The organism is Trueperella bernardiae (assembly GCF_030246965.1).
Lineage (GTDB): Bacteria > Actinomycetota > Actinomycetes > Actinomycetales > Actinomycetaceae > Trueperella > Trueperella bernardiae.
Map to the genome: position 1 here is coordinate 1613062 of NZ_CP127099.1, position 17435 is coordinate 1630496.

Annotated in this window: 18 protein-coding genes; 6 read left to right on the forward strand and 12 right to left on the reverse strand. The window is 63.0% G+C overall.

Features of this window, described 5'->3' with window-relative positions:
- Nucleotides 1-5: 5 nt before the first annotated feature.
- Nucleotides 6-1991, reverse strand: coding sequence for a DNA/RNA helicase domain-containing protein (locus QPC17_RS07420; RefSeq protein ID WP_285347175.1), 1986 nt, complete (start codon nt 1989-1991; stop codon nt 6-8).
- 113 nt (nt 1992-2104) lie between these two features.
- Here QPC17_RS07420 and QPC17_RS07425 point away from each other — a divergent pair, with 113 nt between their 5' ends.
- Nucleotides 2105-2551 (forward strand): nucleotide pyrophosphohydrolase, encoded by a 447-nt coding sequence (locus QPC17_RS07425; RefSeq protein WP_285347176.1) that lies wholly within the window; start codon nt 2105-2107, stop codon nt 2549-2551.
- A 383-nt stretch (nt 2552-2934) separates the two neighbouring features.
- On the opposite strand, the gene QPC17_RS07430 is transcribed toward QPC17_RS07425, so the two are convergent.
- On the reverse strand, nt 2935-3186 hold the full coding sequence (locus QPC17_RS07430; protein ID WP_285347177.1) for a TM2 domain-containing protein: 252 nt from the start codon (nt 3184-3186) through the stop codon (nt 2935-2937).
- Between the two features lie 306 nt (nt 3187-3492).
- Here QPC17_RS07430 and QPC17_RS07435 point away from each other — a divergent pair, with 306 nt between their 5' ends.
- The gene (locus QPC17_RS07435) at nt 3493-3849 is read left to right on the forward strand and encodes an ArsR/SmtB family transcription factor (protein WP_068538610.1); all 357 of its coding nucleotides are present in this window, start codon (nt 3493-3495) and stop codon (nt 3847-3849) included.
- A 12-nt stretch (nt 3850-3861) separates the two neighbouring features.
- On the forward strand, nt 3862-4803 hold the full coding sequence (locus tag QPC17_RS07440; protein ID WP_101923673.1) for a cation diffusion facilitator family transporter: 942 nt from the start codon (nt 3862-3864) through the stop codon (nt 4801-4803).
- A 535-nt stretch (nt 4804-5338) separates the two neighbouring features.
- Here QPC17_RS07440 and QPC17_RS07445 read toward each other — a convergent pair.
- Complete coding sequence (locus tag QPC17_RS07445) at nt 5339-5509, reverse strand: arylsulfatase-activating aslB domain protein (RefSeq protein WP_143601975.1); 171 nt, start codon at nt 5507-5509, stop codon at nt 5339-5341.
- Nucleotides 5502-6281 carry a sulfite exporter TauE/SafE family protein gene (locus QPC17_RS07450; RefSeq protein WP_068538608.1) on the reverse strand — a complete coding sequence of 260 codons (780 nt, stop codon included), beginning with the start codon at nt 6279-6281 and terminating at the stop codon, nt 5502-5504. The genes QPC17_RS07445 and QPC17_RS07450 overlap by 8 nt, the downstream gene beginning before the upstream one ends.
- Nucleotides 6282-6674: 393 nt before the next feature.
- On the opposite strand from QPC17_RS07450, the gene QPC17_RS07455 reads away from it, so the two are divergent.
- The gene (locus tag QPC17_RS07455; RefSeq protein ID WP_068538607.1) at nt 6675-7832 is read left to right on the forward strand and encodes an ImmA/IrrE family metallo-endopeptidase; all 1158 of its coding nucleotides are present in this window, start codon (nt 6675-6677) and stop codon (nt 7830-7832) included.
- Complete coding sequence (locus QPC17_RS07460) at nt 7829-8317, forward strand: DUF4411 family protein (protein WP_070447751.1); 489 nt, start codon at nt 7829-7831, stop codon at nt 8315-8317. The genes QPC17_RS07455 and QPC17_RS07460 overlap by 4 nt, the downstream gene beginning before the upstream one ends.
- Nucleotides 8318-8415: 98 nt before the next feature.
- On the opposite strand, the gene QPC17_RS07465 is transcribed toward QPC17_RS07460, so the two are convergent.
- From QPC17_RS07465 to QPC17_RS07500, 8 genes are all read right to left on the reverse strand, one after another.
- Nucleotides 8416-8997: a gluconokinase gene (locus tag QPC17_RS07465; protein WP_201783151.1), complete on the reverse strand. Its 582-nt coding sequence runs from the start codon at nt 8995-8997 to the stop codon at nt 8416-8418.
- 35 nt (nt 8998-9032) lie between these two features.
- Nucleotides 9033-9992 carry a PfkB family carbohydrate kinase gene (locus QPC17_RS07470; RefSeq protein ID WP_285347178.1) on the reverse strand — a complete coding sequence of 320 codons (960 nt, stop codon included), beginning with the start codon at nt 9990-9992 and terminating at the stop codon, nt 9033-9035.
- Nucleotides 9989-10993, reverse strand: a complete 1005-nt coding sequence (locus tag QPC17_RS07475; RefSeq protein ID WP_285347179.1) for an ADP-ribosylglycohydrolase family protein — start codon at nt 10991-10993, stop codon at nt 9989-9991. Before QPC17_RS07475 ends, QPC17_RS07470 begins: the two co-directional genes overlap by 4 nt.
- Before the next feature lie 89 nt (nt 10994-11082).
- Nucleotides 11083-11982, reverse strand: coding sequence for a sugar-binding transcriptional regulator (locus tag QPC17_RS07480; RefSeq protein ID WP_285347180.1), 900 nt, complete (start codon nt 11980-11982; stop codon nt 11083-11085).
- Between the two features lie 384 nt (nt 11983-12366).
- Nucleotides 12367-13689 carry a TRAP transporter large permease gene (locus QPC17_RS07485; protein WP_285347181.1) on the reverse strand — a complete coding sequence of 441 codons (1323 nt, stop codon included), beginning with the start codon at nt 13687-13689 and terminating at the stop codon, nt 12367-12369.
- Nucleotides 13686-14321: a TRAP transporter small permease gene (locus tag QPC17_RS07490; RefSeq protein ID WP_083200540.1), complete on the reverse strand. Its 636-nt coding sequence runs from the start codon at nt 14319-14321 to the stop codon at nt 13686-13688. The genes QPC17_RS07485 and QPC17_RS07490 overlap by 4 nt, the downstream gene beginning before the upstream one ends.
- A gap of 53 nt (nt 14322-14374) precedes the next feature.
- Nucleotides 14375-15391 (reverse strand): TRAP transporter substrate-binding protein, encoded by a 1017-nt coding sequence (locus QPC17_RS07495; protein ID WP_070444798.1) that lies wholly within the window; start codon nt 15389-15391, stop codon nt 14375-14377.
- Nucleotides 15392-15434: 43 nt separating this feature from the next.
- Complete coding sequence (locus QPC17_RS07500; protein WP_285347182.1) at nt 15435-16481, reverse strand: L-idonate 5-dehydrogenase; 1047 nt, start codon at nt 16479-16481, stop codon at nt 15435-15437.
- Between the two features lie 143 nt (nt 16482-16624).
- Between QPC17_RS07500 and QPC17_RS07505 the strand changes: the two genes are divergently transcribed.
- The gene (locus QPC17_RS07505) at nt 16625-17320 is read left to right on the forward strand and encodes a GntR family transcriptional regulator (RefSeq protein ID WP_062613246.1); all 696 of its coding nucleotides are present in this window, start codon (nt 16625-16627) and stop codon (nt 17318-17320) included.
- Nucleotides 17321-17435 lie beyond the last annotated feature (115 nt).

Consider the following 17435-nt stretch of genomic DNA (forward strand, 5'->3'; position numbering starts at 1 on the left):
TCTGACTAGATGCGGATATTACCGGCGCTCTTAACACTCGCTTTAAGAGCCTCCCGAAGCTCTGGATCCTCAGCGTAGACATAAAGGCCGTTCACACCTCGTGTCATCAACACGTTGAGTTCGTTTTGGAGAAGCTCGCGCGATACCTCTTCCTTTGGCCGACCAGAGTCCCGGCGTTGGTTTGTCACCCGGGCATTCTTGCTACTTGCCGGGTCTAGGACGATCCTTCCACTACGGAAGGTAACGGACTTTCCAAGGATGACGCCAGCGACATTAAGGTCGAATCCTTGAATCGTATAGATCGATCCGACTTCATTGATCGTCTGATCTTGTTCCGCCCAAGCTTTTCCTCTTAACGCCTTCTTGTCCGGCGCCGAGTATGTCGCTTCTAACTCATAGTTCCAGGGCAGACTCCAGTCCCCTATGCTGACTGACCATAGAACGTCCTTGCTACGAGCTTCAATCTTTGCGCGCAAACCAGTATCACCTTCAAGATTCTTTGGATCAAACGCGCTCCTCTTTTCTTGTCCCCAAGGCGTCTTTGTCTCACTCCAGCTCCAGTCATAGCTTGCGATAAGTCGAGAAAGACCGTGCTCCACAGATCGCGCCTTTTCTTTGATGGCTTCGTGCAACTGCTGGGGCGAGTCAAACACCTTGATATCGTAGCTGTCATCTCCTTCAGGATACGGTTCGATCTCGAGATCGCGGGTAATGCTGTCAATCCATCTAATGACACCCTCCGACGCTGAAATCCGATGCTGTTCTTTCAGCTCAATCGTCTCGTGCGTTACCCCTTGCATCCAGTCTTTCCAACCCGCATTTGCGTACTGCTTAATTGATACGACCTGCCGCGGATCGTAGATGGCGAGGACAACCTGTGCGCGCGTAAGAATGTCGTATAGCTGATTCTTGTTGTCGCTTGAATACCCTTGATCACCCTGCGTTAACAAAAGATGCGCCTCGTCAACTAGAACAACATCAACAGGCCTATCCGTCGAAAAGCGATTAATGAAAGGCGAAGGCTTGTGAACGATTTGATCGTCCTTCGACTGAAGCTGCAGCTTCTTCGCTATTTGATTGTAAACGGTACATTGCTCGACATGATTAACGACGATGTGGACGTCAAGATTCCGGTAGTTAGCCTCCTCAAAGGAGGTAATCTCCTCCGGCTCAACGATTCTGACATTACCGTTCTTACCTTCCTCAACGAGCAGTTTCGCAAGATCCGCAAAAACGCTACTGAGAAGCACAGTCTTGCCCGTTCCTGCTCCGCCTGCTACATGGATCAGCTTTCCTAAGGAATCCGTTTTCGTAGCATCGGAGGCGCTCTCGCGCGCTTCCGACTGGTGGAGCTCTCCGATCGTTTCCACGATCGTCGCAAAGATCTGCTCCTTTGCTTGAGCTTGCGACGCTGAGAGCTTGTGGAACGGCGACGCTTTAAAAAGCGCCGAGTCCTTGATTGTTTCGATATCGAGGAAGAGATCTGGGTTCTCAATTTGGAGCCTTTCCCAGATATCTCCGAATACCTCGTCTAGCTTCTCGTGAGTGAAATAGTCACCTTGTGGGTTGCCACGCCAATTGTGAATCTCCTCCACCGATGGCGAACCTGAGAGCATCAGTATGAGTTCATTCTCGATATCAAGCGTGAGGGACTTGTTGAAAATCGTGTTCGCAATGACGTATACGTTCGCTTTATTCTCGCGAGCCGCACGCCTCCAGTTGTCACGATATTCGCGCTTCGGATCGGCATGCTCTGCCAGTCGACGTTGGATATTGTTTGTTTCGCCAACGTATACATGAAACTTCTTACGATATTTGTTCTTGTCAGGGTATTCGACCACATAGATCGTGGGGTATTCAAGCGTGTACTTGCGAATAAGCTCTTCGGTCCAGCTTTCCACCGGAGAGATTGAACGGCTAATGCTCTCTTCGTTCACGTTGCCAAATTCCCAGCGCTCCACGTGCGTATCGCCGATCAACTCCAGACCCATCGCACTATCGCACTCCATGAAATCACACCTGTCACACTCTTGAGAATGGCAATCTTGAGTAAACAATAACGCACCCGCGCGCTGACTATCTGGACCTGACGAGGATAGATGTCATGACCGCTATAGTTTCGGGTATCAACATGCAAGGACAAACACTACGAAGCCTAATGAAGTCTGGAGGAATGATGCCGAGCATTAGTCCGGAGAAACCGCTCAACAGTGATTCCATTTCGACACTGACATCATTAATCAACGCTTTCCGAGAAGAACGCGACTGGCGAAAGTTCCATAACGCTAAGGATCTCGCGCTGTCGATCTCCCTTGAGTGCTCCGAACTCCTCGAGGTCTTTCAATGGCGAACCGCTGAATCCGCTGTGGCTGAGCATCGCGATGAACTCCTCGAGGAATTAGCGGACATTGTCATTTACTGTCTTCAGCTTGCCTCGGATCTGGATGCCGACCTCGGTCATGAGATAGTGCGGAAAGTAAACCTGAACGGTGAGAAGTATCCCGTGGACAAGTCAAGAGGTACCGCGACGAAGTACACCGAGCTTAAGTAGCTCTTCCGGCCAGGCGTGTCACACCTACTGCAAGTAGTGATGGCAGAATTAGCCACGAGGTCAATACCTCTTGCGACCGTATGTGTGTATGGTCAAGTGTTTTTGAGCCGATTGTGCAGTTGTAATTGAGCCAGTGGGTGGCTCAGTTTTTCGCGCGGTTCCCGGCGCAGGGCTCATCCCCGCCTGCGCGGGGAGCACGAAGATTACCTCGCACTGATCCCGGCGCGGGCGGGCAGTCTGCCCTCATGCGCATGGCGGGGCGAGCTGCACTGTACCTTCAGATCGTGAGGGCGGAATGCGGGCGGGCGTCCGGGGATCCAGGCGCCTGCCCGCGGCCGGCCAACGGACGCCGGACTCCGGCGTCCGTTGGGCATAGCCCAGCGCTAAGCCCAGTTACCATGCTCCGTGAACACAAAATCGTCGCCCGGGTAGTCGCCGATCTTGGTCAGCCCGATAATAAAATCGATCAACTGCCAAATACCGAGCGTCATCCACGACACGAGCAGCATCAAAACACCAATCCCAACCTGACCGCGCAGAAAACTGTGAACGCCAAAGGTGCTGAAGAAGAACGACATCAGGATGTACAGAGTCTTATTCACCCTCTTCATTCCAGGCGCCTGAGGAGCAGCCATACCGTAATGCTGCTGGTACACATGCGGGGGCTGAGCCTGATACGTCGGCTGACCCTAGAACGCCGAGTTCTCCTGAAACCCCGGCTGAGGCTGGAATCCCGGCGTTGGCTGGGGCGGATTGTTCGGCGGAAAATCCTGATTAGACATGATATTGCGTGACCTTTCTGTGAAGGGTCGTGCTTACCCGTGGTGGTCATTCTAGCCGCACCCCCTTCACAACACCCACTCGCCCACAAGCCAAGCAGTGCATGCCGACTACGCCACCATCGGGTAACATTTATCGCCCAAACGCGATACTATCGAGTCATGACGATCAGCAGCCCTCCCCTCGACCACTCCGCCACCGCGGTCTACGCCAGCCTCTTCCACTCACTGTCCGACCCCACACGCCTCGCCGTTCTCCACCACCTCTCCTACGGCGAGCACCGCGTGCGCGACTTGGTCGATCACCTCGGGCTCGCCCAATCCACCGTCTCCAAACACCTCTCCTGCCTGCTCGAATGCGGCCTCATCGAATTCCGTGCGGAGGGCCGCGCCTCCTGGTACCGCCTCGCCGACGCCGACGACCTCGCCTCCCTCCTCCAAGCCTCCGAGCACCTCCTCGCAGCCACCGGCTCCCAGGTCACTCTGTGTTCCCAACTCATGCACCCCAACGAGGCCTAAATGTCCCACCACATGCACTCACACTCTCACGCTGGCGCGGCCGGCTCCCCCGCGACGCCTGACCATCGGCGGAGGCTCACGATCGTCGTCGTGATCACGGGAATCATCGTGGCCGCGCAGCTCGTCGGCTCGATCGTCACGGGCAGCCTCGCACTGCTCACCGACACCGTGCACGCCCTCACCGACCTGTCCGGGCTGGTGGTCGCGCTCGTAGCCGCGACGCTCATGCTGCGCCCTGCCACAGCCCAGCGCACGTGGGGCTTCCGCCGCGTCGAGGTTATTGCCGCGCTCGGGCAGGCTGTGCTGCTGCTGGTCGTGGGCGGGTATGCCGTGATCGAAGGCGTGCAGCGACTGTTCGCCCCGCCGGTCGTGCCCGCCGGCGAGCTCCTCGTGTTCGGCGTGATCGGGTTGTGCGCGAACCTCGCGGGCCTGCTCGTGCTACACGGCAGCCGGGAGGCCAACCTCAACCTGCGGGCAGCCTTCCTCGAGGTGCTTAATGATGCGCTCGGCTCGCTCGGCGTGATCGTGGCAGCGATCGTCATCTGGGGCACCGGGTTCCAACGCGCCGACGCCCTGGCCGGCCTCTTCATCGCCGCGCTCATCCTGCCGCGCGCGTTTGTCATCCTTCGCGAGACGATCCGGGTGCTCATGGAGTTCGCACCCGAGGGGCTTGATTTGGAGGAGGTGCGGCGGCACCTGGTCGCGGTGGATCACGTGGTGGAGGTCCACGACCTGCACGCCTCCGCCGTTTCCACCGGGCTGCCCGTACTCACCGCGCACGTGGTCCTCGACGATGAATGCTTCACCGACGGGCACGCCCAGCAGGTGCTGCGCGCCATGCGCGAATGCGTCGACCAGCACTTCGACGTTGCCCACACCACCTTCCAGCTCGAGGCGCCCGGGTTCCACGCCGGCGGGCACGCATGCTCGGTGCCGCAGGAGGCCGGGAAGTAGGCTGGGCCGGCGGTGCGGAGGTGGCCGGCCGTCAAATCTCAGGACCCTGTAGCTTTTCATCGCCAAAATCGGGGGTTCGAGCCTCAGAGTCATGAGATTTGACGGGGCGGCGAGAGACCCGGCCCGGGCGGAAGATAAAACTCCAGGTCAGAGCGTTGCTCTCCCGTCAATGGAGATTCAGCACCCGCCAGACCGCCGAGCCGGCGTAACCGGTGAGCCTGAACAATCTCATCGCAAAAACCGGCCTTTTCGACCTCAGATTCACCAGTTAGCAATGCTCCGACCGGTACGGCCCCTGTAAGAGCGGCCACCCAACGTCCGCTGAAGTGAAAGCAGAACATCCGCAAAAGCGACAGTGAAACATCCGCAAGAGTGACAGCGAGACGTCCGCAAAAGTGACAACGCCACCCTGCGACCTCGGTAAACGCTGATTCCGGGAACGCCCAAAATACAGCCAAAGAAACCGGCGGGCGCACGGGCTTCACCTTGCCCAGCGGCTTCCACGTGTTACCGCTCAGCGCGCTGGGGCCCCAGCTCAGTTAACGACGTCGGCCGCCGTCCCGCCTGATTGGATCGTGCGCGCCATGCGCGTGAACGCGGCAAAGGTGTGGCGGTAGAACTCGGTGTAGCCAGCCCAGAGGTAGTTGCGGCCCGGCTCTCCGCTCGCCGCCAGGCACTCGGCCACAACGTCAACGCCCCTAGCCACGGATCACCCCCGGCAGCGCCTCGACGAGGGTTCCCAGCGCCACCCCCGCCAGGAGGATGCCGAAGGCCAACGTGAGCGTGGATTCCCGCACGCGCGTGGTTAACCTGGCGCCGACCAGCCCTCCGCACATGCTCGCCGCCGCAAACGCCAGCGCGATGTCCCAGTTCAGCTCCACACCCGTGCCGATTCGGCCCAACAGGCCCATGAGCGAGGCGATGATCATCACCAGCAGTGACGTGCCCGTGGCCTTCTTCGGCGAGAAATGCAGCACCAGCACGAGCGCCGGCACCACCACGAATCCCCCGCCCACGCCAAAGAACCCGGTGAGCACGCCCGTTAGTGTGGCCACCGCCAGCAACACCAGCGGGCTCGCGCCACGGGCCTCCCCGCCAGGCATGTCACCCGCATCTCTACGCATCTTCCACGCCTTGCGTAGCATCACCACCGCCACAACGCTGAGCATCACCCCGAACGACACCATGAGCACCGTCGGTGCCACGAGCGCCGACGCCCGCGCCCCGGCGAACGAGCCCAGCGCGGACAGCGCGGCGAAGATCAGTCCGTCGCGCCACCGAACGCGGCCCGCCCGCGCATGGGGAATAATCGACACGCACGCCGTCAACGCCACAATCACCAGCGAGGCCGCCGTAGCCTGATGCGGCTCCTGCCCCAGGATGTACACGAGGATCGGGACGGACAGGATCCCTCCCCCGGCGCCGAGCATGCCCACCACCACGCCGACCGCCAGGCCAATCACAGCTGCGAGGATCATGCGCGGCCTCCCAAGATCTGCTTCGCCCGGCGGAGCGCGAGCGCCCGCACGATGCGCTCCGCGAGCGACGTCGACTGCATTCCAAACACGGGCGTTCTCCTTCCTTCACGCGCGGCCGCGGCCAGGGCCGGCCTCTCACTCCACAGTCTAGAACCGGCCTCCGACAAGACTCCCCTCAGCCCGGCCGCCCAGGAAGCGCTCGAACGTCGCCCGTTACCTTATTGATAGGCCTGGATTCCTGAGATGATGGGCTTGTTGGCTGGACAGTCCTGGCATGATGATTTGTCCCTGTTTGTTAAATGATCCGGGGGCGCTGTGGAAATCTTCTCCTTGCCGTAGGGCAGCGTTGATAGTGTTATGCCACGAGCAACGAGTGCAGTTGAGGGGGTGCCAATGGTCGTCCGCGTGAATGTCGCGCCTGAGCTACTGACCTGGGCAACTGAACGTGCCGGTTGGGATAACAACGACATCGCAAGGCGCGCCCCGCACCTTCACGAATGGGTGAGCGGAAGCCGCACGCCCACCTTGAACCAGATCCAGAAGTTCGCCGCGGACACCTATACCCCCTTCGCCGCGCTCTTTCTTGACGAGCCTCCCGCCGAGCACATCCCCATCCCCGACATGCGAACTCTGAGCAACCGGGCAGTTGCCAAACCGTCGGCCAACCTTCTCGACACCATTTACGAGTGCCAGAATCGCCAAGATTGGTACAGGGAGTACGCCGAAGAGGTGGGCCTGCCCCTGGTACCATTCATTGGGGCGGCAACCATACAGAGTCCCGTGGCCCATGTTGCAGCCGAGATGATCGATTTGCTTGGCTTCGACGTTGCCCGCAGGCACAAGCTCCGCACAATCAGTGAAGCCCGCAGCGCCCTGATCGACGTCGTCGAGCAAGCCGGAGTCCTCGTGATGGTCAGTGGAATCGTCGGTAACAACACCCACCGCAAGCTGAACGTGGCAGAATTCCGCGGTTTCGCGTTGGCCGATGCCCGGGCGCCCCTGATCTTCGTCAACGGTGCTGACACGCAGGCCGCACAGATCTTCACAATTCTCCACGAGCTTGCTCACCTCTGGCTAGGACACAGCGCACTTTCTGACGCGGAGGTGGAAACGCATGCAGGGAACGCCGAAGAGTTGTGGTGCAACCGCGTCTCCGCCGAGGTCCTCATTCCTCAGGCCGTTCTCCGCGAGCAGTATGCGGGGGTCCTTGATGACGACGAGCTTGAACGCCTCGCCGGGATATTCAAGGCAAGCACACTTGTCGTGCTCAAGCGGCTCTTTGATGTCGGGCTATTGGCGTGGGACCCGTATCACGAAGCCTACGAAGCCGAGCACCGGCGCATCCTTGAGCTCCTCGCCAGCCGCCCAGCCCCGAGTTCCGGAGGCGATTTCTACAAGACACATCCACGCCGGGTCAGCGCACGGTTCGCCCGCGCTGTGCTCGAAAGCGCATTCGCCGGGGCCACCCCGTTCCGGGACGCCTACCGGCTCCTCGGCACGAAGAAGCCCTCGACGTTCGAAAATCTCGCTGACAGGCTCCTCACGGCATGACGTACCTGCTCGATTCCAACGTCTTCATCCAAGCCAAGAATCTCTACTATGGCTTCGACTTCGCGCCGGGTTTTTGGTCGTGGTTAAACATGGCCTTTGAACAATCTCAGATCCACAGCATCACCGCTGTTCGTAACGAACTTGTGCAGGGAAACGACGAACTGGGCGCGTGGGCACGAGCGAGGAAAGACTTCTTTCAAGAGATTGATGCCCCCACGACGCGCTACTTCACCGAGCTCAGTACCTGGGTTTACAACAACAATTTTACGCAGGTCGCGCGCGACAGCTTCACTGCGAGCCATGCCGACTTTTTGCTCGTCACTTACGCTCGCGCCCATAATCTCACCCTTGTCACTCATGAAACCTTTTCCCGTGGCGTCAACAGAGTCAAGATCCCCAACGCGTGCCAAGCACTCGGGGTTGAGTACACCAATACCTTCGACATGCTCAGACAATCGCAGGTCCGGCTGGTCCTTTCCGAGTAATCAGGCTCTCACCTCCGGGTGGCTAGCCGCGCCTCTTGTAGCTAACTAGTGAATCTGAGCAGTTTCAGTGTCAAAACCGGGCTTTTGAAGCCCCAGATTCACCAGTTAGCTACCGATCCCGATTTGCTGACCTCCCGGATCCGGGCCTCCACCTCGTTGGCGATCTCGGCGGGCGTGCCCGCCACGTCAATCACGGCCCCGAGCTCGCCGGGCTGGAGGGCTTCGAGGGTGGCGTACTGGGAGTCGAGGAGGGAGGCGGGCATGAAGTGGCCGGTGCGGGCGCCAAGGCGGCTGGCAAGAAGGGAGCGGTCGCCGTCAAGATGCATGAAGATGACGCGGGCCGCGCCGTTGCGCAACACGTCGCGGTAGCTTTTCTTGAGGGCGGAGCAGGTGACGATCGTGGACCGGCCCTCGTTTTCCTTCTCGGTCATCCAGGCGCGGATGGTTTCGAGCCAGGGCCAGCGGTCGTCGTCGGTGAGGGGAACCCCGGAGTGCATCTTTTCGACGTTCGCCTGCGGGTGGAAGTCGTCGGCCTCGGCGGCGTCCCAGCCCCAGCGGTCTTGGAGGATGCCCGCCACGGTGGTCTTGCCGCAGCCGGCCACGCCCATGATGATCACGTGCAACGAGCCAGCGACGCCGCCGGCCGCTCCGAATGTAGCCGGCACTTTGGTACTCTCCATGTTCCTCACCTTCGACCGTTGGTAGCCGGACAGGCTTAGCGGCCGGCCCGGCCGAGCTCCCTCAGGAAGGTGTCGATTTCGGCGGACGTGGGCGCCGTGTTCGGCCCGCTCCGCCCGGCCTTGAGGGCCGCGGCCGCGTTGGCCCGCTCCACGGCGCTCATCATGTCAAGGCCCCGGTCCAGCGCAGAAAGCAGCACGCCCGCGTGGACGTCGCCGCACCCGTTGGTGTCCGCCGGCTCGCAGGGGAAGGTCGGCACCGCGGTGACCTTGCCTCTCCCATCGTTGCGGCTCACCCGCGTGGCCTCGGCCCCGTTGCGTACCACTGCCCACGCACCTTCCGGCAGGGCGGCGGCCAATTCGCGCGCGACGTCGTCGTGATCAAAGCCGGCACCGAGCACGCCGAAACGCTCGAGGATGACGGCGGCCTCGCGTTCGTTGGCGCTGAGGATGTCGCAGCGCGCGAGGACCGGGGCAAACAGGTCAAAGGGGAGGTCGGCGACGAGGGGCGAGGGGTCGACGAACACCGTGACCGACGGCGGCAGGCCGGGCAGCCAGCGGGCGAGGCCGTCGGCGTTTTTCGCGGTGGCGAGAGAGTAGCCGGAGACGTAGACGAAGTCGCCCGGGCGGACGTCGATCGCATCGAGGTGCTCGATCCCGAAGTCTCCCTCCACCCCGATCGAGGTGATGAACGTGCGCTCGGCGGAGTCCTCGACGAGGGCAACGCAGAAGCCGTTGTCGGCGGGGAGGCGCTCGTAGTTGACGCGCACGCCCGCCTCCTCGAGCGCCCGGGCGATGACGGCCGCGTTCATGCCGGTGCCCACCAGCCCGCAGTAGAGCACGTCCATGCCGTCGCGCACGGCCGCAAGCAGGGAGTTCATCGCACCGCCGGCCACGGTGAAGGCCCCGGTGGCCACGATGTCGCCGCCCGGCTCGGGCATCTTCGCGATGCGTAGCACCTGGTCGACGATCACGGAACCCGTGTGAATCAGCGTCATGGCGCGTCCTTTCCGACCGCCCGCGCGCGGCGCTCGAGGAGGGCGGGGGCAAGGGTGTCGAAGCTGAGCGAGTTGCGTTCGGCGATCTGATTCACGACGTCGGCCGGCCAGGTTTCCATGCCCGAGAGCGCGCCGCGCATGGCGCCGACCATCGCGCCGACCGTGTCGGTGTCGCCACCCGCCGAGGCCGCCAAGCACACGGCCTCCCAATCCGGGATGTCGAGCGCGGTGATCGCGAGCGCCGCGACCACCGACTCGTGCGACTGCATCGAGGTGCCGATCAGGTGGAAGAGGGCAGTGATCGGGTCGGGGGCTCGGCGGAGCTGGTCAATCGCCCATCGGGTGCGAAGGGCGATGTCGGGCGCCGTGAAGTGGGTGCCCTGGGCCGCGGCCTCAGCGGCCGCGGCCAGGCCAAACTCCAGGGCAGCGGCCAGGTCAGCACCGTCCAGCGCCGCCGACACCACCCCCGCCACCGCCGCCGCACCCGCCAGCGCCACCGACGTTCCGTGGGTGGGGCGAGAAGCCGCAACGACGGCGTCGACAAGCTCGCCCATCGGCTCAGACGGCACCACAATCCCCACCGGGGCCACCCGCATCGCCGCGCCGTTGGTGGTGCCAGTGCGGCCGGCGTCGGCGGGCGAAGCGCCCTCGCGGATCGCAAGAAGGGCGCGCTTGGTGGACGGGCCGAGGAGGTCAAGGGAGCCGCGCGCGATCATGTCGTTTTCCCAGGTGAGGAGGGCGTCGGTGAGGGCGCGGGGGTCAACCCGGCCGTCGGCGGCAAGGAGGCGGGCGAGGACGATGGCCTGCTCGGTGTCGTCGGTGATCATGCCCGCGGGCGCGCCCGCCGCGATGACTTGGCGAGGGCCGGCGGGGAGGAGGGAGTGGATGTGGCCGTAGTCGGCGCAGATGATGTCCGGGGGTAGGTCCTGCGTGGGCATACCAAGCGCGTCACCGATGGCCAAGCCCCACAGGCAGCCCTGCGCTCGCGAAAGAAGATTCATGTCCCGTCCTTACCTCGTGGCTACTTCCAGGGTAAGCCACGGGGCGGGGAAGGCGGGCCCGGTTTCGGCCCGTGGCGGGGCGCGCTAATCTACTGGAATAGCAGGGCCGCGGCGTTCTCGCGGTCGATCACCACGACGTTGAACAGGCCCGCACTGACCGCCGCAGCGAGCGGCTCGGCCCGGTCGGCTCCCTCTGTGGCCACAATCCTCTGCGGAATTTGGCGGATTTCCTCCAGGGTTAAGCCGATGATGCGCTGGTCGAAGGCTCCAGCGACCGCACGCCCGTCGGTATCGAAGAACCGGCCGCTGATATCCGACATGGCCCCGCGGCGCGCCAACTCGGCGAGCTCCGCGTCATTAATCTCCGGCGCGAGCGCGGCCCGGTCCCAGGCGGAGCCGCCGAATCGGGTCCCGATGCCCGAAATAAAGACGTGGGCCTCGCGCGCTCGCCTCAGCACCTCGTTCGTCGCGTCGTTGCCAGCCAGCACCGAGGCAACCTCCGCATCGACGCCAACGAGCGGAGCGGCAAGCGCGAAACTCTGCCCGTTTGTCCGATCCGCGAAGGCCTGCGCCACGTGATCGGGGTTGAGCGACCGATCGGCCCCGGCATACCCTCCCGATCCGGGCACGAAGGACACGCCCCGTGGGAAACTCTCGGCAGCAAAAGCGGGAACCATCGCCACCGTCTGGGACGCCCCGATCGCCACCGCGGCCCCCTCCGCCAGCGCGGTCGCCAGGAACGACGCCGTCTCCCGGGCCACGTTCTCACGCGCGGCTTGTCCCGGGCCCAGCGCAGGCACGACCCGCGCAGCCTTCAGCCCGAACTTCTGTACAAGGGCCGCCTCGAGGTCCTCGTACGGCCGCGCGTCGCCATGGATGGAAATGGTGACAATGCCCAGCTCGCGGGCGCGCTCGACGTCTTCCCGTTCGAGCCGCTCCCCGCCGATCATCGGATCCTCAACACGCCACGCCTCACTGTCACGCCCCACCTGGGCGGCGCGTCCAAGGAAGCGGCGCGGATCGCCGCGCGGATTGGAGCCGAGGATATCCAGCGTTGGCTGAACGGCCAGACACCGAAAAACGCGGTCAACCCAGAGGTCTTAGAGGGCCGCTGAGGTTGAGCGCAACAGCGGCGCGTGCGAGTCACAAGACCCACACGCGCCGCTTTCTTTACGCATATGCAACGCTAATCCCCCAGATGCAACACCAATTTCGCACTTTTTACCGTTGCACATTCCGGATGAGCGTTGCAGATACGAAGCCGGCGGGCCCGGCGGCGGGTGGGGTATTCGCCGGGTGGAGCCCCGGCGCCGGGCGCGAGCCCAACAGGCCCGGCGCTAGGCGCGAATCCCGGCGCCGAGCCCGCCTTCCGGCTACGTCAACCAGCCCAGCGGCACAGTGATGAGTCCGGGGAAGGCCACGAACAGCAGCACCAGCACGCATTGGGAGATGAGGTAGGGCAGCACGGTCTTGGCCACCGCCTCGATGCGCACGTTGCCCACAGCGCTCGCCACGTTCAGCGACGGCCCGACCGGCGGCGTGATCAGCCCCAGCACGTTGGCGAGGGTGAAGATAATGCCGAAGTACACCAGGTCCACGCCGGCCGTCTGCAGGACGGGGATGACGAGCGGGGTGAGGATGAGGATCGTGGGGATCACGTCGAGGATGAACCCGAGCAGGAACACGAAGATCATGAGCACCAGCACGAGCAGCTTCGGCTTGTCGATGAAGGGCTCCATGATCGAAGTGACCACGCCCGGCAGGCCCGAGATCGTCATGAAGTAGCCGGCCACCTGCGCGGTCGCGGCGAGGAACATGACGACGGCGGACATCTTCGCCGAGGACACGAGGGCACGGATGATCACCTTCATGTCGAGTTCGCGGTAGATGACGCCGCCCACGAACAGTGCGTACACGGCGGCGATGACGCCGGCCTCGGTGGCGGTGAAGACGCCGGAGCGCAGGCCCACGAGGATGATGACCGGCAGCAAGATCGCCCAGAAGGCACCGCCGAGGAGCTTGAGGAAGCCGAGCATGCCCGGCCACGGAACGTCCGAACGCACGGCGTCCTTACGGGAGACGAACCACCAGGTGGCCCCCATGAGTAGCACGAGGTAGAACGCCGGGACGATGCCGCCCATGAAGAGCTGGGTGATCGACACGCCCGCCGTCGCACCGTACACGATGAGCGGCACCGAGGGCGGCATGATCGGGGTGATGATGTTGGTGCCAGCCACCAGGCCGGCGGCCTTCTCGCGGTTGTAGCCGGAGTTGACCATCATCGGGATGAGGATCGCACCCAGCGCGGCCGTCGAAGCCACCGCCGAACCGACCAGGGCGCCGAACAGCATGGTCACCAGGATGGTGACATAGCCCAGTCCGCCGCGGATGCGTCCAACCGAGATGTTGGCCAGCGCGATGAGGCGCTGCGTGATACCGCCGCGGTTCATGAGCTCGCCCGTGAGGATAAAGAACGGAAGGGCCATCATCGACAGCGAGTCCGTGCCGCGCAGCAACTGCGTGGCAATGATCTGGGGATCAGTGGCGCTCCCACCGATCATGAGCGCCGACGCCGCACCCGAGAACAGCAGCGCGAACGCGATCGGAACACCGATCATGATGGCGGCGACGAGGAAGCCCGTCATCCCGCCCAGGATCGACATCCCCGATCGTGCAGTGAAAAGAATCTTGCTCATCGCCGCTCCTCCTTACCGTGGACGTGGCCCGTGTGCGAGCCGTGGTGCTCCGATCCGGTGCGCTCAAGCTCCTCGATCTCCGCGAGCGCCGCCTGCGCGCCGGCCTCGGCGTCGTCGTAGAGGGCCTCGGCCGAGTCGTCGTTCTGCGCCTGCAGCAGCTCCTCGATCGTGGTGCCGCGGATCATCCGCACGATGTTCGCCACCGCGAGAATGATGATCGCGACGCCGGTCACCGCACCCACGCCGCTGACAATCCAGCGCGGGAACTGGGTGGCCACCCAGCGATCGTTGAGCGACTGCTGAGCGAGCGAGATCGACCCCATCATGAGCAGATACATCACCCAAATGACGATGCCCTGCACAACCACGTACATCGCCTGCGCCGCGCGCAACGGCAACCGCTCGAGTAGGAAGTTCACGCCCAGGTGGCGGTTGTCACGGAAGGCGCCGATCGTGCCCAGGTAGACGAGGAAGATGAAGGACAGGCGCGCCACCTCCTCGGACCACGCAAGGCCTGAGTTAAAGATGAAACGCATGATGACGTTCACGAGCATGAGCCCCACCATGATGGCAAGGAAAATCGCCATGAGGTATTCGAGCGCCCGGAAGATTCTGTCTAGAGTTTTCGACATGTTAGTGCTCCAGAAAAGTGGTGGGGCGAGCCAGGCCCGCCCCACCGTGAGTCTTACTGAACGTCGCGGATACGCGCGGTCAGATCTTCAGCCCAGTCGTTCTCAGCAAGCAGCTTGTCCACGACCGGCTTGGTGGCCTCGATGAGGCGGGCGCGCTCGGCGTCGTCGATCTGCGTGACGGTCAGGCCCTTCTCCTCGAGGAACGAGCGCTCCTCGTCGACGGCGGAAATGTAGTTGGTCCACGCCTCCTCGGAGGCCTTGGCGGCGGCGTCGCGAACAACCCGCTGGAGCTCCTCGCTCAGACCGTCAAGGAAGTTGGCGGACGTGATCATCTCGAGGGTCGCCACGATGTGGTTCGACTCGTAGACGTACTTCTGCACCTCGTAGAAGCCCTCGGAGATGATGGTGACCATGCCGTTGTCCTGGCCGTCAACCACGCCTGTCTCGAGCGAGGTGAACAGGTCTCCCAGCGGGATGACCTGCGCCGACGCGCCCAGGTTCTCGGCCAGGCCGATGTGGATCTCATTGGAGGGCATGCGGAACTTCTGGCCGCGGAAGTCGTCGATCGAGGTCAGCGGCTTGGCAGAGGAGAAGGTGCGGGCCGAGTTCGGGCCCCATCCGAGGATGTAGGTGGTGGGGAAAGCCTCGTGGAAGTCGTCGCTCATCTCCTGGGCGATGTCTCCCGTCCACACGGCCTTTGCGTGCTCGAGGTCACGGTAGAGGAACGGCCAGTCCGAGATGAGCATCTTCGAGTACTCCTGGTTCATCGGGGTGCCGACGAGGACCATCTCGATCGTGCCGTTGCGCACGCCGTCCCACAGGTCGCCCTCGTTGCCGAGCTGGCCGGAGTGGTAGACCTCCGCCTTGAGCTTGCCGTCGGACTCCTCCTCGATCATGGGCACGAAGACCTCGTCGATCGCCTTGGCCATCGGGTGGCTGGCGGCCCAGTTCGAACCGATGCGGAAGGTGACGGTGCCGTCGCTAGAGGTGTTACCGCCGTCGTCCCCGCCGCACGCGGACAGGCTCAGCGCGAGGGTAGCCGCGGCAATCACGGAAATAATCTTCTTCATGGGGTTCTCCTTTGAATATCCACGCGTGTGATGCTGGTTGTGTTTAGGAAATCTTGATCATGACCTTGCTGGAGCCGGTCGTGCGATCGGCTGCAACGTTGAAAGCCTCGACGGCTTCTTCGATGGGGAATTCGTGGCTCATGAGCGGATCGACGTACAGGCCGTCGGCGAGCAGGGCGAGCGCCTGGTCCATCTCATCAACGAAGCGGAAAGAGCCGGCCCACGTGATCTCACGGGTGACGAGCTGGCCGAGCACCGCCTTGACCTCGTCAGCAGGCAGGTTGCCCACCTGAATGAGGAGGCCGCCGCGGGCAACCGCCTGGAGGACACCGCCGAGTGCACCCGGCGCGCCCGAGCTTTCGAAGACGACCTCGACGTCGCCCGGCAGCTTCTCCGTGCCGACCAGCACCGTGGCGTCCGCACCCAGCTCGCGAGCGCGCTTGAGGGCGGGCTCGGCCATATCGGCGGCGACGACGCGGGCCGCACCGAGCGCCTTCGCACCCGCGACGACGAGCAGCCCGATCGGGCCCGCGCCGTTGACGAGCACGGTCTTGCCCGCCACCCCGTCGGCCAGGTAGTCGCGGGTGCGGTTGATGGCGTGAAGCGCCACCGCGAGCGGTTCGGCCAACGCGGCACGCTTGAGGTCAAGCCCGGCGGGCAGGGGGCGTAGCTGATCAGCGCGCATCACCTTGAACTCGCACATGCCGCCGTCGGTGTGCGGGCGCATCGCGGCCGAGCCAAAGTAGCGCACGGACGGGTACAGGTTGTGGCGCTTCGCGATGTGCTCGGGGAGCACGTCGTCGCCCACCACGGTGGCCGGGTAGGCCGAGGTCTTCACGCCGACCAGCGCAGGGTCGACGTCGTCGCCAACCTCCACCACCGTGCCGGAGATTTCGTGCCCGAGCACGAGCGGATCGTGAAGGATGGCGGTTCCGGACGCACCCTTGAAGGCGTATCCGAGGTCGGAGCCGCAGATGCCGGCGTAGGCCACTTGCATAAGAACCTCGCCCGGGCCGGGCGTGGGGACAGGGACGGTGTCGACTCTCAAGTCGGCAGGGCCGTGCGCAACAACAGCTTTCATTTCGTTCATGTCTCGGCGCCTCCTTGCGCTTAAAATGACGTGCTCCAAGGCTAACATACCGCCTTACATCCTGGCTAGTATGTAAGCTGATTTATAAGAAATCCAGTTTTGGACCATACTTGATATCAAGAATCGACGAGGATTGAGGCGCCATGACATCTAACGCGGGAGCCGTCTCCGCACGCCGTATCACCTACAACACGCTGCGCAACAGGATCATTAGCCTGGAACTGCCCCCGGGCTCACTCCTGTCCGAAAACGAACTCGCGCAGGCACTCGGCTGCTCACGCACTCCCGTCCGCGAAGCGCTCATCCTCCTCGCCGACAACGGGCTGGTCCACGTCGTCCCCCGCAAGGGCACGTTCGTCTCCAGCCTCAGCCTCGACGACATCCGTGACGCCCAATTCCTCCGCGAATCCGTCGAACTTCACGCGCTCGACTCCATCTCCTTCCCTTTGAACGACGACGTCGTGGCGCGGATCCACACGAACCTCGACCACCAGCACGAGTCGATCGAACGCGGCCCGTCCGAGTTCTTCTCCCTCGACGAGGAGTTTCACCAGCTGCTCCTCGAGCTCAGCGGGCACCGACGCCTGTGGCAGCAGGTGGCCGACTACAAGACCCACCTCGACCGCGCCCGCTTCCTCGGGCTGACCACGCGCGACTCCCTCGCCCGCTTCCACCAGGAGCACGTGCAGATCACTGAGTCCCTGCTCGCCGAGGACCTCGCGGCGGCCCACGCCACCCTGTGCGCCCACCTGCGGATCGTGCTCGATGACCTCAAGAACGCCATGACCCGCTACCCCGCGATCTTCAAGCTGACGGAATTGGCGGAGACCGACCTGTAACCAACTGGTGAGAAAAAGCAGTTTCATTGATAAAACCTGGCTTTTTGGCCCCAGACTCACGAGTTAGCCACGCCAGAGCCGCTGCCGGTAAGGGTCCGGCGCCGGGCGGCGAGCG

What these genes read in the sequence shown, in the direction of transcription:
- QPC17_RS07420 (WP_285347175.1), bottom strand. Translation starts at nt 1,991, where the DNA reads ATGGGTCTGGAGTTGATCGGCGATACGCACGTGGAGCGCTGGGAATTT.
- QPC17_RS07425 (WP_285347176.1), top strand. Translation starts at nt 2,105, where the DNA reads ATGACCGCTATAGTTTCGGGTATCAACATGCAAGGACAAACACTACGA.
- QPC17_RS07430 (WP_285347177.1), bottom strand. Translation starts at nt 3,186, where the DNA reads ATGGCTGCTCCTCAGGCGCCTGGAATGAAGAGGGTGAATAAGACTCTG.
- QPC17_RS07435 (WP_068538610.1), top strand. Translation starts at nt 3,493, where the DNA reads ATGACGATCAGCAGCCCTCCCCTCGACCACTCCGCCACCGCGGTCTAC.
- QPC17_RS07440 (WP_101923673.1), top strand. Translation starts at nt 3,862, where the DNA reads ATGCACTCACACTCTCACGCTGGCGCGGCCGGCTCCCCCGCGACGCCT.
- QPC17_RS07450 (WP_068538608.1), bottom strand. Translation starts at nt 6,281, where the DNA reads ATGATCCTCGCAGCTGTGATTGGCCTGGCGGTCGGCGTGGTGGTGGGC.
- QPC17_RS07455 (WP_068538607.1), top strand. Translation starts at nt 6,675, where the DNA reads ATGGTCGTCCGCGTGAATGTCGCGCCTGAGCTACTGACCTGGGCAACT.
- QPC17_RS07460 (WP_070447751.1), top strand. Translation starts at nt 7,829, where the DNA reads ATGACGTACCTGCTCGATTCCAACGTCTTCATCCAAGCCAAGAATCTC.
- QPC17_RS07465 (WP_201783151.1), bottom strand. Translation starts at nt 8,997, where the DNA reads ATGGAGAGTACCAAAGTGCCGGCTACATTCGGAGCGGCCGGCGGCGTC.
- QPC17_RS07470 (WP_285347178.1), bottom strand. Translation starts at nt 9,992, where the DNA reads ATGACGCTGATTCACACGGGTTCCGTGATCGTCGACCAGGTGCTACGC.
- QPC17_RS07475 (WP_285347179.1), bottom strand. Translation starts at nt 10,993, where the DNA reads ATGAATCTTCTTTCGCGAGCGCAGGGCTGCCTGTGGGGCTTGGCCATC.
- QPC17_RS07485 (WP_285347181.1), bottom strand. Translation starts at nt 13,689, where the DNA reads ATGAGCAAGATTCTTTTCACTGCACGATCGGGGATGTCGATCCTGGGC.
- QPC17_RS07490 (WP_083200540.1), bottom strand. Translation starts at nt 14,321, where the DNA reads ATGTCGAAAACTCTAGACAGAATCTTCCGGGCGCTCGAATACCTCATG.
- QPC17_RS07495 (WP_070444798.1), bottom strand. Translation starts at nt 15,391, where the DNA reads ATGAAGAAGATTATTTCCGTGATTGCCGCGGCTACCCTCGCGCTGAGC.
- QPC17_RS07500 (WP_285347182.1), bottom strand. Translation starts at nt 16,481, where the DNA reads ATGAACGAAATGAAAGCTGTTGTTGCGCACGGCCCTGCCGACTTGAGA.
- QPC17_RS07505 (WP_062613246.1), top strand. Translation starts at nt 16,625, where the DNA reads ATGACATCTAACGCGGGAGCCGTCTCCGCACGCCGTATCACCTACAAC.